This is a genomic window from Cupriavidus pauculus (assembly GCF_008801835.1).
Classification (GTDB): domain Bacteria; phylum Pseudomonadota; class Gammaproteobacteria; order Burkholderiales; family Burkholderiaceae; genus Cupriavidus; species Cupriavidus pauculus.
Genome location: NZ_VZOW01000003.1, coordinates 168,556 through 181,721, shown reverse-complemented (window position 1 = coordinate 181,721; position 13,166 = coordinate 168,556). Strand labels below are relative to the sequence as shown.

Genomic DNA, 13,166 nt, shown 5'->3' with positions numbered 1-13,166 from the left:
GACGACATTGCCGATGAGCCGACGCGCCGACCGCCTCTTCCAGATCGTGCAGGTGCTGCGCGGACGTCGCCTGACCACGGCGTCACTGCTGGCGCAGCGGCTCGGCGTCTCCGAACGCACGGTCTATCGCGATATCCAGGCGCTGTCGCTGTCGGGCGTGCCGGTGGAAGGCGAGGCCGGCATCGGCTATCGGCTGCGGCCCGATTACGATGTCCCGCCGCTGATGTTCACCGCGATGGAAGTGGAAGCGATGGTGGCGGGCCTGCGCCTGCTCAAGGCCTGGGGCGGCGGCGCGCTGGCTGCCGCGGCCGATCCGTCGCTGGAAAAACTGATGGCAGCCCTGCCGCCGCCACGTCGCCTGGCCGCGCAGCAGAGCCGCATCTTTGCACCGGAATACGCCAACCACCCGGCCGTGCGCGAAGCGTTCGACATCGTACATACCGCGATTGGCGCGCAACGGCTGCTGCAAATCAACTACAGCGACGCGCAACAGCGCGACACGGTGCGCGTGGTGCAGCCGCTCGGCCTGTTTTTCTGGGGCAACGTATGGCTGCTGGCCGCGTGGTGCACCGCGCGCGAAGACTATCGGAGCTTCCGGCTGGACCGCTGCCGAACGCTGACGATGCTCGACGAGCGTTTTCAGGAAACCTCCGAACGCTCGCTCAATGGTTTCCTGCGTGCGGTGCGGACCGATTCACACGGCTGACGCCGCGCCTGCTCTCTCAGGAACCGGGGTCGGTCAGCAGCGTTTCGATATCGCTGCGAATTTCCTCGGGCTTGGTGGTCGGCGCATAGCGCTTGTAGATGGTGCCGTCGCGGCGCAGCAGGAATTTCGTGAAATTCCACTTGATGGCCTGCGTGCCGAGCAGTCCTGGCTTTTCCGCAGTCAGCCAGCGGTACAGCGGATGCGCATTGGCGCCATTCACGTCAATCTTCTCGAACATCGGAAACGTGACATGGAAGCGCGATTCGCAGAATGCGCCGATCTCATCCGCATCGCCCGGCTCCTGCTTGCCAAACTGGTTGCACGGAAAGCCAAGCACGTCGAAACCGCGCGTCTGATACGCATCCTGCAGCGCCTGCAGGCCCGCATACTGCGGCGTGAAGCCGCATTCGCTGGCCGTATTGACGATCAGCAGCACCTTGCCGCGAAAGTCGGTCAGCGACACGGGCTGGCCCGACAGCGAATTGGCTTCGAACTGGTACACGTTGCTCATCGTCACGCTCCTGGAATCTGTGGTCGGTAACAGGCAGCAAGCATAGCGCAAACCACATCGCGCGCTGGTGGTGGCGCGCCCCGCGTTGCGCGCCCGCTCTGGTCAGGTCGCGCCGCTTCAGATGACGTTCAGGTGCTCGGTGCCGGCGCCTAGATCGGTATCGCGGTGCCGCACGCTATGCAGCTTGATCATCAGGCGCAAATCGTTGAGCGAATCGGCATTCTTGAGCGCATCCTCGTAGGTGATCTTTTCCGATTCATAAAGTTCGAACAGCGCCTGGTCGAACGAAATCATGCCCTGCTCGCGCGATTTCTTGATGACTTCCTTGAGCTCGTGGATCTCGCCCTTGAAAATCAGATCGGCCACCAGCGGCGTGCCGATCATGATTTCCACGGCCGGCACGCGGCCCTTGCGGCCAGCGCGCGGCAGCAGCCGCTGCGAAATCATTGCCTTCAGGTTTAGCGACAGATCGATCAGCAATTGCTGGCGCTTCTCCTCGGGGAAGAAGTTGACGATGCGATCGATCGCCTGGTTGGCGTTGTTCGCGTGCAGCGTGGCCAGGCAGAGGTGTCCGGTCTCCGCGTATTGCATCGCGTACTCCATGGTTTCGCGGTCGCGGATTTCGCCGATCAGGATCACGTCGGGCGCCTGGCGCAGCGTGTTCTTGAGCGCGACGTGCCAGGAATCGGTGTCGATGCCGACTTCGCGCTGCGTCACGATGCAGTTCTGATGCGCGTGGACGTATTCGATCGGATCCTCGATCGTGATGATGTGGCCGTACGAATGCGCGTTGCGGTGATCGAGCATCGCCGCGAGCGAGGTGGACTTGCCCGAGCCCGTCGCGCCGGTGACGATCACCAGACCGCGCTTGGACATCACGATCTCATGCAGCGAGCTGGGCAGATCGAGATCCTCGACGGACGGAATGCGCGTGTTGATGGTGCGCACCACCATGCCGGCGCGGCCCTGCTGGATGAACGCCGACACGCGGAAGCGTCCCGCATTGGGCGCGGTGATGGCGAAGTTGCATTCGCGCGTGTCGTCGAACTCCTTCACCTGGCGCTCATTCATGATCGAACGCACCAGGCCAAGCGCCTGCGTGGGATTGAGCGGCTGCTGCGAGACCGGCGTAATCTTGCCGTCGACCTTGATGGCCGGCGGAAATTCCGACGTGATGAACAGGTCCGAACCGCGGTTGTTCACCATCAGTTCGAGCAGGTCGTTGATGTACTTCGATGCGGACTCACGGTCGAGCATGATCGTTCCTTGTTTGCCTGACGCGGTTCCGCTAACCCATGAAGGCGTCGGGGTTCTTGGCAATTGCCCGGGCATCGTTGAAGTTGATCACGCCGCGCTTGATCAGATCGCTCAGGCACTGATCGAGCGTCTGCATGCCAAGGCCGCTCGACGTCTGCATCATCGAATACATCTGCGCAATCTTGTTCTCGCGGATCAGATGCCGGATCGCGGGCGTGGCGATCATGATCTCGTGCGCAGCGGTGCGTCCGTTGCCGTCGCGCGTCTTGAGCAGCGTCTGCGAGATCACCGCTTCGAGCGATTCGGACAACATGGTGCGCACCATATCCTTTTCTTCGGGCGGAAACACGTCGACCACACGGTCGATGGTCTTGGCCGCGGAACTGGTGTGCAGCGTGGCAAACACCAGGTGGCCGGTTTCGGCCGCAGTCAGCGCGAGGCGGATCGTTTCAAGGTCGCGCAATTCGCCGACCAGCACCACGTCTGGATCCTCACGCAACGCCGAGCGCAGCGCGTTGGCAAACGAATGTGTATGCGGGCCCAGCTCGCGCTGGTTGATCAGGCTTTTCTTCGAGGTGTGCACGAATTCGATTGGGTCTTCAACCGTGAGGATGTGGCCCATATCGTTGTCGTTGCGATGGTCGACCATCGCCGCCAGCGTGGTGGACTTGCCCGAGCCTGTCGGGCCCGTCACCAGCACCAACCCGCGCGGCTTCATGCACAGGTCGGCGAACACGGCCGGCGCGTGGAGGTCGTCCAGCGTCAGCACCTTGGAAGGAATCGTCCGGAACACCGCGGCCGCGCCGCGCTGCGTGGTGTACGCATTGACGCGGAAGCGGGAGAGCCCGGAAATCTCGAACGAGAAATCGATTTCCAGCCGCTCTTCGTAACTCTTGCGCTGCACGTCGGTCATGATGTCGTACACCATGGCGTGCACGTCCTTGTGCGTCATGGCCGCGACGTTGATGCGCCGCATATCCCCGTGGATACGCACCATCGGCGGCATGTCGGCCGACAGGTGAAGATCGGAGGCCTTGTTCTTGACCGCAAAGGCCAATAGCTGTGCGATGTCCATCTATAATGACCCCACCCTAAAAACCCGCTTATTGTTTTACTTCTTAGAATATGCTCGCCGGATTATGTCTGTAATCGCCGCCAACTTGCAAGCCGTGAAAAATGACATCGCGGCGGCTGCACAACAGGCCGGCAGGGCCGCTTCCGACGTCGCGCTGCTGGCAGTTTCCAAGACCGTTTCGGCAAGCCGCGTGCGCGAGGCATTCGATGCCGGACAGCACGCATTCGGCGAAAACTATGTCCAGGAAGGCATCGAGAAAATCGCCGCGCTGGAGGATTTGCGAAGCCGCATTCAATGGCATTTCATTGGGCCGCTGCAGAGCAACAAGACGCGCGCGGTAGCCGGGCATTTCGACTGGGTGCACGCGATCGACCGCCTGAAGATTGCCGAACGCCTGTCCGAGCAGCGCCCGGCCGGCATGGCGCCGCTGCAGGTCTGCATCCAGGTCAATATCAGCGGCGAGGCCAGCAAGAGCGGCGTCGCGCCTGAGGAAGTTCCCGCGCTGGCGCACGCCATGGCGGCGCTGCCGAATCTGCAACTGCGCGGACTGATGGCGATCCCCGCGCCGGCGTCCGATCCGATCGCGCAGCGTCAACCGTTTGCCGCCCTTCGCGCGTTGCTTGATCAACTACGCCAATCCGGGCTAAAGGTGGACACCCTGTCGATGGGGATGTCCGCCGACATGGGCGCGGCCATCGCCGAGGGCGCCACGCTGGTGCGCATCGGTACCGCGATCTTCGGTGCGCGGAGCTGATCGCTCCGTCAGGTCCGCACCACTTCTTCGCAACCCCACAAAGACAATAAAGCCGACGACACGTATCGCTTCGGCAAACCAGGAAACTTGATGCTCGATTCCCTCACCTTCGCCTTCCTTGGCGGCGGCAACATGGCCTCCGCGCTGATTGGCGGCCTGGTCGCCCGCGGCGTGCCTGCCGGCGCGATCCGCGTGGTCGATCCTTCCGAAGATGCGCGCCAGCGCCTGGCCCGCACCGGCGTTCACGCGCTGGCCGCACCGGACGCCGCTTTCGGCGCCAGCGATGTGATCGTGCTGGCCGTCAAGCCACAACAGTTTCGCGACGCCATCGCCTCGCTGGCGCCGCTGCTGACCGACAACCTGATCATCAGCGTGGCGGCCGGGATCCGTTTGCAGGACATGGCGCGCTGGGTTGGCCGTTCGCGGCTGGTGCGCGCCATGCCCAACACGCCGGCGCTGGCCGGCATGGGCATGACCGGCCTGGCCGCTGCGCCGGGATTGTCGGCCGCCGATCGCGATATCGCCACGGCCGTGGCGCAGGCGGTCGGCCAATGCGTCTGGGTCGAGAACGACGATCAGATCGACGCAGTGACGGCGATTTCCGGCAGCGGGCCGGCGTACGTGTTCTATTTCGTGGAAGCGATGGAGCGCGCGGCGACTGAAATGGGGCTCTCCGCGGAACAGGGTCGCGAACTGGCCGTCGAGACGTTCCGCGGTGCGGCGGCGCTGGCGGCGCAATCGCCGGAACCGGTGGCCACACTGCGCGAGCGCGTCACGTCGAAGGGCGGCACGACCTACGCCGCGTTGACCGCCATGGACGCCAGCGGCATCCAGGACGCCTTCGTCAAGGCCATGCACGCCGCCGCGGCCCGCGGCCGCGAAATGGGCGCCGAGTTCGGCAAGGACTGAGCGGCAAGAGCCGCGCAGCCATCGGGGGCTCACAATCCGCTGGGCTCACAAGCCCATAGAAAGAAATCGGGGCCGCGCATCCGCCGGCCCCGGTTTTTTATTGCAGCGCGTAGGCTGCAAGCGTCCCAACAAAGACGCAGGCGCCAAGCCAGTTGTTATGCCGGAACGCCGCGAAGCATTTCATCCGGTCGCGCCCGCGGATCAGCGTGTAGTGATAGCCGGCCAGCACTGCGGCCGCGGCCAGGCCGGCAAAGTACGGCCAGCCGAGCCCCAGCAGCACGCCAGCCCACGCCATCAGGCCCAGAAACGCGGTGTAGCAGATCATGATCGCCGCCACATCGAAGCGCCCGAACGTGATTGCTGACGTCTTCATGCCGATCAGCAGGTCGTCGTCGCGGTCGACCATCGCGTAGGCGGTGTCGTAGGCCACCGCCCAGAACACGTTCGCCAGCAGCATCAGCCACGCCACGAACGGCACTTGGTCCTGGATGGCGGCGAACGCCATCGGAATCCCAAACCCGAAGGCAATGCCCAGATACGCCTGGGGAATGGCAAAGAATCGCTTGAAAAACGGATAGGTGCCCGCCAGCACGGCGGCGGCCACGGCCAGCCATTTGGTCAGCCCGTTGAGCGGCAGGATCAACGCAAACGCGATCAGCGCCAGCACGGCGGCCAGCGCCAGCGCTTCCCAGCTTGCGATCAGGCCGGCGGTCAGCGGCCGCTCGCGCGTGCGTTTGACGTGCTTGTCGAAATCCCGGTCGGCCCAGTCGTTGATGGCGCAGCCTGCCGAGCGCATCAGGAAGGTGCCGACGAAGAAGATCCAGAAGATCTGCCACGACGGCGGGCCTTCGGCGGCCATCCACAGCGCCCACAGCGTGGGCCACAGCAGCAGCAGCGTGCCGATCGGCTTGTCGATGCGAACCAGCCGCGCGTACAGCGCGAGGCGACCTGGATGTTGGGGGGCGGCGGAAGGATGGGACATGGCGCGAGCAGACTTCTAGGCAATTCCAGGCGATGCAAAGTAAAAACGCGCCGCTGCGTGATGAGCAGCGGCGCGTCGTGCCGGTTCAACCGGTGGCCGGCATGGCGCGAATCAGGCCAGCATCGAGCGCAGCATCCACGCGGTCTTTTCGTGCGTCTGCATGCGCTGGGTCAGCAGGTCGGCCGACGGCTCGTCGCCTGCGGCGTCGATCACGGGGAACAGCGAGCGCGCGGTGCGCACCACGGCTTCCTGGCCTTCCACGAGCTTGCGGATCATGTCCGTGGCTTCGGGCACGCCCTCTTCCTCGGCGATCGACGACAGCTTGGCGTATTCCTTGTACGTGCCCGGCGCCGGATAGCCCAGCGCACGAATGCGCTCGGCGATGGCGTCCACTGCCAGGGCCAGTTCGTTGTACTGCGTCTCGAACATCAGGTGCAAGGTATTGAACATCGGACCCGTGACGTTCCAGTGGAAGTTATGGGTCTTGAGATAGAGGGTGTACGTGTCGGCCAGCAGCTTGCACAGGCCTTCCGCAATCTTTTTGCGGTCCTTGTCCGAAATACCGATGTTCACGCTCATCTCATTTTTCTTTGCCATGGTCGTTCAGCTCCATTCTGGTCAAGCCACGAGGTTCGGCGCCCGCGGACCACGCGGGCGAGCAGTGCGCATTATCGCACTATGACTATGCCGCAAGGAAGGACAGCCCCCGCGCCGCATCGACGAACATGACCATCGCGCCAAGCGCCACCACGGCCATGCCAATCTCCTTGCGGACCACCTTGCGGCGCAGCCGGGCGACGTCGTCGGGCGCGGTGCGATGGCCGGCGTCCGCCGCTGCGGCGCGAAGCTGCTGGAATTCGCTGACGAAAAGGTCGAGCATTGCCATGATGTTTCTCCACGTTTGTTGCGTGATCCACGCGCGCTCCGCGAGGCACCGGATCCGATGGAGAAAGTCTATCGATCGGCTTTCTATAATTCAATTTAATTATTGAATTCAATTCGATAGCAAAAAACTATATTTACGAAGACCCGAGCGACCAACAAAAACGGCAGGACATGCCTGCCGTTCCGCTTGAACCGATACCCAACGCTGCCAATCAGGCCGCCACGGCCTCCGCGGCCGGCGTATCGCTGATCTTGCGGATGCCGGGCAGCTCGCATGCCGCGACCGCATTGGCCAGCGCGTCCATCGCGGGCAGCCGCGTAAAGCTCTTGCGCCACGCCAGCACCACGCGACGATCAGGCACCGGATCGGCAAACGGCACATACGCCAGCATATCGTTGCGCGGCTTGAGATCGGGCACCGAGGTGCGCGGCAGCACCGTGATACCGACGCCGCTGGCGACCATGTGGCGAATGGTTTCCAGCGACGAGCCTTCGAAGGTCTTCTGGATGCCGTCTGCAGCCTGCGAGAAACGCGACAATTCCGGACACACGTTCAGCACGTGATCGCGGAAACAGTGGCCGCTGCCAAGCAGCAGCATGGTCTGCTGCTTCAGTTCGTCCGGATCGACCTTTGACTGCTGCGCCAGCCGATGGCCGCGCGGCACGGCCACCACGAATGGCTCGTCGTAAAGCGGACGCACCATCAGGCCCGAATCGGCAAACGGCTCGGCCATGATGGCGCAATCGATCTCGCCCTGCTTGAGCAGTTCGATCAGCTTGTTCGTGTAGTTTTCCTGCAGCATCAGCGGCATCTGCGGCACGGTCTCGATCATTCGCTTGACCAGTGCAGGCAGCAGGTACGGTCCGATCGTATAGATCACGCCCACGCGCAGCGGCCCCGCCAGGGGATCCTTGCCCTGCTTGGCAATTTCGCGGATGGCCATGGTCTGCTCCAGCACGCGCTGGGCCTGCGCCACGATCTGCTCGCCGATCGCCGTCACCGAAACCTCCGACGTGCCGCGCTCGAAAATCTGCACGGTCAGCTCGTCTTCCAACTTCTTGATGGCGACCGACAGCGTCGGCTGCGAGACGAAGCATGCTTCGGCCGCCCGGCCGAAATGCCGCTCGCGCGCAACGGCGACGATGTACTTGAGTTCGGTGAGCGTCATGATCAATCAGGTTCGGTTAGGCGATAGATTTTAGCTTCGAATCCGGCGTCTGTCAGATCGGCCGAACAATGCAGTCTATCGATCACTTTTCTGACAGATCAGATGCCTCCGAAGCGCCCTTGCGCCCTCAGGCCTTGAGGAAATGCTCGCGGCCGCCCAGCCAGCGCGAAAGATGCGCCTCGACCGCTTCGGGAAACCTTTCCAGCATCATTTCGGCGGCGGCCTGGGCGTAATCGACCAGCCAGGCGTCGGTTTCCAGATCGGCAAAGCGCAGCATGGCCTCGCCCGACTGGCGCGCGCCCAGAAACTCGCCGGGGCCCCGGATCTGCAAATCGCGCCGCGCAATTTCAAAGCCGTCGGTGGTTTCGCGCATCGTGGCCAGCCGTTCGCGCGCAGTCGGCGACAAGGGCGCCTGATACATCAGCAGGCAAACCGATTCCGCGCTGCCGCGCCCCACCCGCCCCCGCAACTGATGCAGCTGTGCCAGACCGAAGCGCTCGGCATGCTCGATCACCATTAGCGACGCGTTGGGCACATCGACGCCCACTTCGATCACCGTGGTCGCCACCAGCACCTGGAGCCGGTTGGCGCTGAAATCGTCCATCACCGCGGCCTTTTCGGCCGGCGGCAGGCGACCATGGACAAGTCCGACGCGCAGATCGGGCAGCGCAGCCACCAGCGTCTCATAGGTTTCCACCGCGGTCTGAAGCTGCAGCGCCTCGCTTTCCTCGATCAGCGGACACACCCAGTAAACCTGCCGACCATCGGCCGCAGCATGATGCACGCGCTCGATAACCTCATCGCGGCGCGCATCGTTGACCAGCCGCGTGACGATCGGCGTGCGCCCGGGCGGCAGTTCGTCGATCACCGATACGTCGAGATCGGCGTAATAGGTCATCGCCAGCGTGCGCGGGATCGGCGTCGCCGACATCATCAGCTGATGGGGCACCTTTTCGTCGACGGGCCGGTGCCGGTCGCCCTCGCCCGCCTTGCCGCGCAGCGCCAGCCGCTGCGCCACGCCAAAACGGTGCTGTTCGTCGACTACCGCAAGGCCCAGGTTGGCAAAGCGGACGCCGTCCTGGATCAGCGCGTGCGTGCCGATCACGAGCCTGGCCTCGCCCGATTCGGCGCGCGCCACGGCTTCCCGCTTGGCCTTGCTCTTCAGGCTGCCGGCCAGCCAGACCACCGGCACGCCAAGCGGCTCGAGCCACCCCGACAGCTTGCGAAAGTGTTGTTCGGCGAGAATTTCGGTCGGCGCCATCAGCGCGGCTTGGTAGCCGGCGTCGATCGCCTGGCAGGCGGCCAGCGCGGCGACGATGGTCTTGCCGCTGCCCACGTCGCCCTGCAGCAAACGGTGCATCGGATGCGGACGCGCCATGTCGGCCGCGATCTCTTCCACCACGCGCTGCTGCGCGCCGGTCAACTGGAATGGCAGCGCCGTCAGAAAACGGCTGAGCAGTCCATCGTCGCGACGCGGCATCGAAGGCGCGTTCTTTTCGCGCCGCGCGGCCTGCGAACGTCGCAACGATATCTGCTGCGCCAATAGCTCGTCGAATTTGATGCGGACCCATGCCGGGTGCGACCGATCGGCCAGCGCGGCCTCGCTTTCCTGCGGCGGCGGGTTGTGCAGCAAGCGCAGGCAATCGATCAGCGGCGGCAGCTTCAGTTGCGCCAGCGGGCCGCGCAGGACCGCCTGCGGCAAGGTTTCAGGCAGGGCCGTGCGCAACATCGCGCCGCCAATCGCCTTGCGTAGATATGCCTGCGAGATCCCCGCAGTTGCCGGATATACCGGGGTCAAACGGTCCGGCAGCGGATCGTCCGGGGTGACGGTGCGAACCGTCGGATGGACCATTTCGGCGCCGAAGAACCCACCGCGGATTTCGCCGCGCACGCGCAGGCGCGCGCCCTCGGCCATCTGCTTGGTCTGGCTGCCATAGAAATTGAGGAAACGCAGCGTCAATTCGTCGGTTTCGTCGGCGATCTTGACCACCAGTTGGCGGCGCGGCCGGAATGTGACCTCGTTCGAGACCACTTCGCCTTCGACCTGGACCGCCAGGCCCATTCCGGCACGGCGCACGGCCTCCCGGATCGGTTCGAGCGTGGTTTCGTCCTCGTAGCGCAGCGGCAGATGCAGCACCAGGTCGACAGGCCGGCGCAGCCCAAGCTTGGCCAGCCGGGCGGCCGCCGAAGACGCGTTCGGCTTGCCGGCGTTGGCCGGCTTGTCCACGTTGTCCGCTTTTCCCGGTTTATCGGATTTGTCCGATTTCGACCCCGCCGGGCTGCCACCCGCGGCGGCACGGGTGCGCGTCGGCCTTTCCGGAGCGGCGGCGGATGGGTCGTTCGGGTCGGTGGCGGTGCCGGGCATCAGAGCGCGAATATGGACGGTAAACGAGGCCGATGGGCGAAGCCAGGCGCCCAAGCCTTACAATGTCGGATTCGCCGATTGTACCCACGCTATGCCGATGACTGCGGCGGCACTCCAGCCGGAATGCCGCCCAGCGTTGTTTTGTCTTGCTGCTGAACCATGCTGACCCTGTCCGATTTCGATTTTCCGCTGCCGCCCGAGCTGATTGCCCAGTCCGCCCTGCCCGACCGCAGCGCCAGCCGCCTGCTGGTGGTGGAACGGACCGCGCCGGAGGACACCGCCGACGCCGTGCGGCTGATCGACCGCGCATTCAGCGACATCCTCGACTATCTGACGCCGAACGATCTGCTGGTGTTCAACGACACCCGTGTGATCAAGGCGCGCTTCTTCGGCCAGAAGCCCAGCGGCGGCCGCGTGGAGGTGCTGGTCGAGCGCGTACTCGACAGCCATACCGTGCTGGCGCAGGTGCGCGCGTCGAAAACCCCGGCCGAAGGCAGCGCGCTGCATCTGGCCGACGACGCCTTTTCGGTCACGGTGGGCCCGCGCGTAGACCAGTTCTTCACGCTGCGCTTTCCGGAACCGGCGCTCGACCTGATCGAACGTTATGGCCGGCTGCCGCTGCCGCCGTACATCACGCACGACCCCGACGCCTACGACGAAACGCGCTATCAGACCGTCTACGCGCGCAACCCCGGCGCGGTGGCCGCGCCGACGGCCGGCCTGCACTTTGACGACGCGCTGTTCGCGCGGCTCGATATGGCCGGCATCCGCCGCGCTTTTCTGACCCTGCACGTAGGTGCCGGCACATTTCAGCCGGTTCGCACCGAGAATCTGGCCGAACACAAGATGCATTCGGAGTGGTTTGCCATCACGCCCGAACTGGCCGATGCGGTGCGCGAGACTCGCGCGCGGGGCGGCCGGGTCATTGCGGTCGGCACGACGTCGCTGCGGGCGCTGGAATCGGCCGCCGGCGAGGACGGCGTGTTGCGCGCCGGCCAGGGCGACACCGATATCTTCATCACGCCCGGCTACCGTTTCCGCGTGGTCGACGCACTTATTACAAACTTCCATCTGCCCAAGTCCACGCTGCTCATGCTGGTGTCCGCGCTGGCGGGCGTCGAAGCGATTCGCGCCGCCTACCGGCACGCCGTGGCCGAGCGCTATCGTTTCTTCAGCTATGGCGATGCCATGCTGCTGACCCGCCGCGACTGACTGGACCGAGAACACATCATGCTCAATTTCGAACTGCTGACCACCGATGGCAACGCGCGTCGCGGCCGCGTCACGCTCAACCACGGCGTTGTCGAAACGCCAGTCTTCATGCCGGTCGGCACCTATGGGTCGGTCAAGGCCATGTCGCCGCTCGAACTGAACGAGATCGGCGCGCAGATCATCCTCGGCAACACGTTCCACCTGTGGCTGCGCCCCGGGCTGGACGTGGTGCAGACGCACGGCGGTCTGCACAAGTTCATCGGCTGGGACAAGCCGATCCTGACCGATTCCGGCGGCTTTCAGGTGTTTTCGCTTGGCGAACTGCGCAAGATCACCGAAGAAGGCGTGACGTTCGCATCGCCGGTCAACGGCGACAAGCTGTTCCTGTCGCCCGAGATCTCGATGCAGATCCAGCGCACGCTCAATTCTGACATCGTGATGCAGTTCGACGAGTGCACGCCCTACGAGATCGACGGCCGGCCCGCCACGCACGACGAAGCGGCGAAGTCGATGCGCATGAGCCTGCGCTGGGCCAAGCGTTCGCGCGATGAATTCGACAGCCTTGCCAATCCGAATGCGTTGTTCGGCATCGTGCAAGGCGGCATGTTCGAGGATCTGCGCGACGAATCGCTGGCGGGGCTTTCCGAACTGGATTTCCACGGCTACGCGATCGGCGGGCTGTCGGTGGGCGAGCCCAAGGAAGACATGATGCGCGTGCTGGAACACGTCGGCCCGCGCCTGCCCGCGCACAAACCGCACTATCTGATGGGCGTGGGCACGCCGGAAGACCTGGTTGCCGGCGTCGCGCATGGCGTGGACATGTTCGATTGCGTGATGCCAACCCGCAACGCGCGCAACGGCTGGCTGTTCACGCGCTTTGGCGACGTCAAGATCCGCAACGCCGCGCACCGCAACGACGCGCGCCCGCTGGACGAACAATGCGGCTGCTACACCTGCCGCAATTTCTCGCGGGCCTACCTGCATCACCTGCATCGCGTGGGCGAAATCCTCGGCGCGCGCCTGAACACGATCCACAATCTCTATTACTACCTGGAACTGATGAGCGAGATGCGCGCCGCCATCGAGGCGCATCGCTTTGAGGCGTTCCGGCGCCAGTTTGCCGAGAACCGCGCCCGCGGCGCGCGCTAATGTGTTGAAGACCAGACAGGCACGCGAACTTTTCGCGGCCTGATGGTCGAATACCTGCCCCGCAGGCATCTGTCCGGCGCGTTTCGGCAACGTCCGCAAAGTACGCCAAACGCACCCCGAACAAACCCGCAATCCGCCCTAGAATGCCAAGGCGGGACAACAACCGGGTGATAGAATGCCCGATTCCCTGAT

13 protein-coding genes are annotated in these 13,166 nt (G+C 64.2%); 5 read left to right on the top strand and 8 right to left on the bottom strand.

The features are described 5' to 3' along the window. Positions 1 to 13: 13 nt before the first annotated feature. On the top strand, positions 14 to 706 hold the full coding sequence (locus tag F7R19_RS05320; RefSeq protein ID WP_150979576.1) for a helix-turn-helix transcriptional regulator: 693 nt from the start codon (positions 14 to 16) through the stop codon (positions 704 to 706). 16 nt (positions 707 to 722) lie between these two features. On the opposite strand, the gene F7R19_RS05315 is transcribed toward F7R19_RS05320, so the two are convergent. From F7R19_RS05315 to F7R19_RS05305, 3 genes are all read right to left on the bottom strand, one after another. Further along, a complete protein-coding gene (locus F7R19_RS05315) occupies positions 723 to 1,217 on the bottom strand; it encodes a glutathione peroxidase (RefSeq protein WP_150979575.1) in 495 nt (164 codons plus the stop codon). Between the two features lie 117 nt (positions 1,218 to 1,334). Continuing rightward, on the bottom strand, positions 1,335 to 2,474 hold the full coding sequence (locus tag F7R19_RS05310) for a PilT/PilU family type 4a pilus ATPase (RefSeq protein ID WP_061955521.1): 1,140 nt from the start codon (positions 2,472 to 2,474) through the stop codon (positions 1,335 to 1,337). Positions 2,475 to 2,505: 31 nt separating this feature from the next. Continuing rightward, entirely contained in the window at positions 2,506 to 3,549 is a 1,044-nt protein-coding gene (locus tag F7R19_RS05305) for a type IV pilus twitching motility protein PilT (protein WP_061955519.1), read from the bottom strand. A gap of 64 nt (positions 3,550 to 3,613) precedes the next feature. Between F7R19_RS05305 and F7R19_RS05300 the strand changes: the two genes are divergently transcribed. Continuing rightward, positions 3,614 to 4,303: a YggS family pyridoxal phosphate-dependent enzyme gene (locus F7R19_RS05300; protein WP_150979673.1), complete on the top strand. Its 690-nt coding sequence runs from the start codon at positions 3,614 to 3,616 to the stop codon at positions 4,301 to 4,303. Positions 4,304 to 4,393: 90 nt separating this feature from the next. After that, on the top strand, positions 4,394 to 5,212 hold the full coding sequence (proC, locus tag F7R19_RS05295) for a pyrroline-5-carboxylate reductase (protein WP_150979574.1): 819 nt from the start codon (positions 4,394 to 4,396) through the stop codon (positions 5,210 to 5,212). A gap of 97 nt (positions 5,213 to 5,309) precedes the next feature. Here proC and ubiA read toward each other — a convergent pair whose 3' ends face one another. The 5 genes from ubiA to recG form a co-directional block, all read right to left on the bottom strand. Next, the gene (gene ubiA / locus F7R19_RS05290; RefSeq protein ID WP_150979573.1) at positions 5,310 to 6,194 is read right to left on the bottom strand and encodes a 4-hydroxybenzoate octaprenyltransferase; all 885 of its coding nucleotides are present in this window, start codon (positions 6,192 to 6,194) and stop codon (positions 5,310 to 5,312) included. 111 nt (positions 6,195 to 6,305) lie between these two features. Beyond that, complete coding sequence (locus tag F7R19_RS05285) at positions 6,306 to 6,791, bottom strand: Dps family protein (protein ID WP_061955510.1); 486 nt, start codon at positions 6,789 to 6,791, stop codon at positions 6,306 to 6,308. Positions 6,792 to 6,876: 85 nt separating this feature from the next. Beyond that, positions 6,877 to 7,080: a hypothetical protein gene (locus F7R19_RS05280; RefSeq protein ID WP_150979572.1), complete on the bottom strand. Its 204-nt coding sequence runs from the start codon at positions 7,078 to 7,080 to the stop codon at positions 6,877 to 6,879. A 211-nt stretch (positions 7,081 to 7,291) separates the two neighbouring features. Then, positions 7,292 to 8,248 carry a LysR substrate-binding domain-containing protein gene (locus F7R19_RS05275; RefSeq protein ID WP_061955506.1) on the bottom strand — a complete coding sequence of 319 codons (957 nt, stop codon included), beginning with the start codon at positions 8,246 to 8,248 and terminating at the stop codon, positions 7,292 to 7,294. A 127-nt stretch (positions 8,249 to 8,375) separates the two neighbouring features. After that, positions 8,376 to 10,613 carry an ATP-dependent DNA helicase RecG gene (gene recG / locus F7R19_RS05270; RefSeq protein ID WP_150979571.1) on the bottom strand — a complete coding sequence of 746 codons (2,238 nt, stop codon included), beginning with the start codon at positions 10,611 to 10,613 and terminating at the stop codon, positions 8,376 to 8,378. A 159-nt stretch (positions 10,614 to 10,772) separates the two neighbouring features. Here recG and queA point away from each other — a divergent pair, with 159 nt between their 5' ends. After that, on the top strand, positions 10,773 to 11,825 hold the full coding sequence (gene queA, locus F7R19_RS05265; RefSeq protein WP_150979570.1) for a tRNA preQ1(34) S-adenosylmethionine ribosyltransferase-isomerase QueA: 1,053 nt from the start codon (positions 10,773 to 10,775) through the stop codon (positions 11,823 to 11,825). Positions 11,826 to 11,843: 18 nt separating this feature from the next. Then, complete coding sequence (gene tgt, locus F7R19_RS05260; RefSeq protein ID WP_150979569.1) at positions 11,844 to 12,974, top strand: tRNA guanosine(34) transglycosylase Tgt; 1,131 nt, start codon at positions 11,844 to 11,846, stop codon at positions 12,972 to 12,974. Positions 12,975 to 13,166: the final 192 nt, after the last annotated feature.

Bases quoted from the DNA above. Each gene is read 5' to 3' on its own strand.
- F7R19_RS05320 (WP_150979576.1), top strand. From the start codon at position 14: ATGAGCCGACGCGCCGACCGCCTCTTCCAGATCGTGCAGGTGCTGCGC.
- F7R19_RS05315 (WP_150979575.1), bottom strand. From the start codon at position 1,217: ATGAGCAACGTGTACCAGTTCGAAGCCAATTCGCTGTCGGGCCAGCCC.
- F7R19_RS05310 (WP_061955521.1), bottom strand. From the start codon at position 2,474: ATGCTCGACCGTGAGTCCGCATCGAAGTACATCAACGACCTGCTCGAA.
- F7R19_RS05305 (WP_061955519.1), bottom strand. From the start codon at position 3,549: ATGGACATCGCACAGCTATTGGCCTTTGCGGTCAAGAACAAGGCCTCC.
- F7R19_RS05300 (WP_150979673.1), top strand. From the start codon at position 3,614: ATGTCTGTAATCGCCGCCAACTTGCAAGCCGTGAAAAATGACATCGCG.
- proC (WP_150979574.1), top strand. From the start codon at position 4,394: ATGCTCGATTCCCTCACCTTCGCCTTCCTTGGCGGCGGCAACATGGCC.
- ubiA (WP_150979573.1), bottom strand. From the start codon at position 6,194: ATGTCCCATCCTTCCGCCGCCCCCCAACATCCAGGTCGCCTCGCGCTG.
- F7R19_RS05285 (WP_061955510.1), bottom strand. From the start codon at position 6,791: ATGGCAAAGAAAAATGAGATGAGCGTGAACATCGGTATTTCGGACAAG.
- F7R19_RS05280 (WP_150979572.1), bottom strand. From the start codon at position 7,080: ATGGCAATGCTCGACCTTTTCGTCAGCGAATTCCAGCAGCTTCGCGCC.
- F7R19_RS05275 (WP_061955506.1), bottom strand. From the start codon at position 8,248: ATGACGCTCACCGAACTCAAGTACATCGTCGCCGTTGCGCGCGAGCGG.
- recG (WP_150979571.1), bottom strand. From the start codon at position 10,613: ATGCCCGGCACCGCCACCGACCCGAACGACCCATCCGCCGCCGCTCCG.
- queA (WP_150979570.1), top strand. From the start codon at position 10,773: ATGCTGACCCTGTCCGATTTCGATTTTCCGCTGCCGCCCGAGCTGATT.
- tgt (WP_150979569.1), top strand. From the start codon at position 11,844: ATGCTCAATTTCGAACTGCTGACCACCGATGGCAACGCGCGTCGCGGC.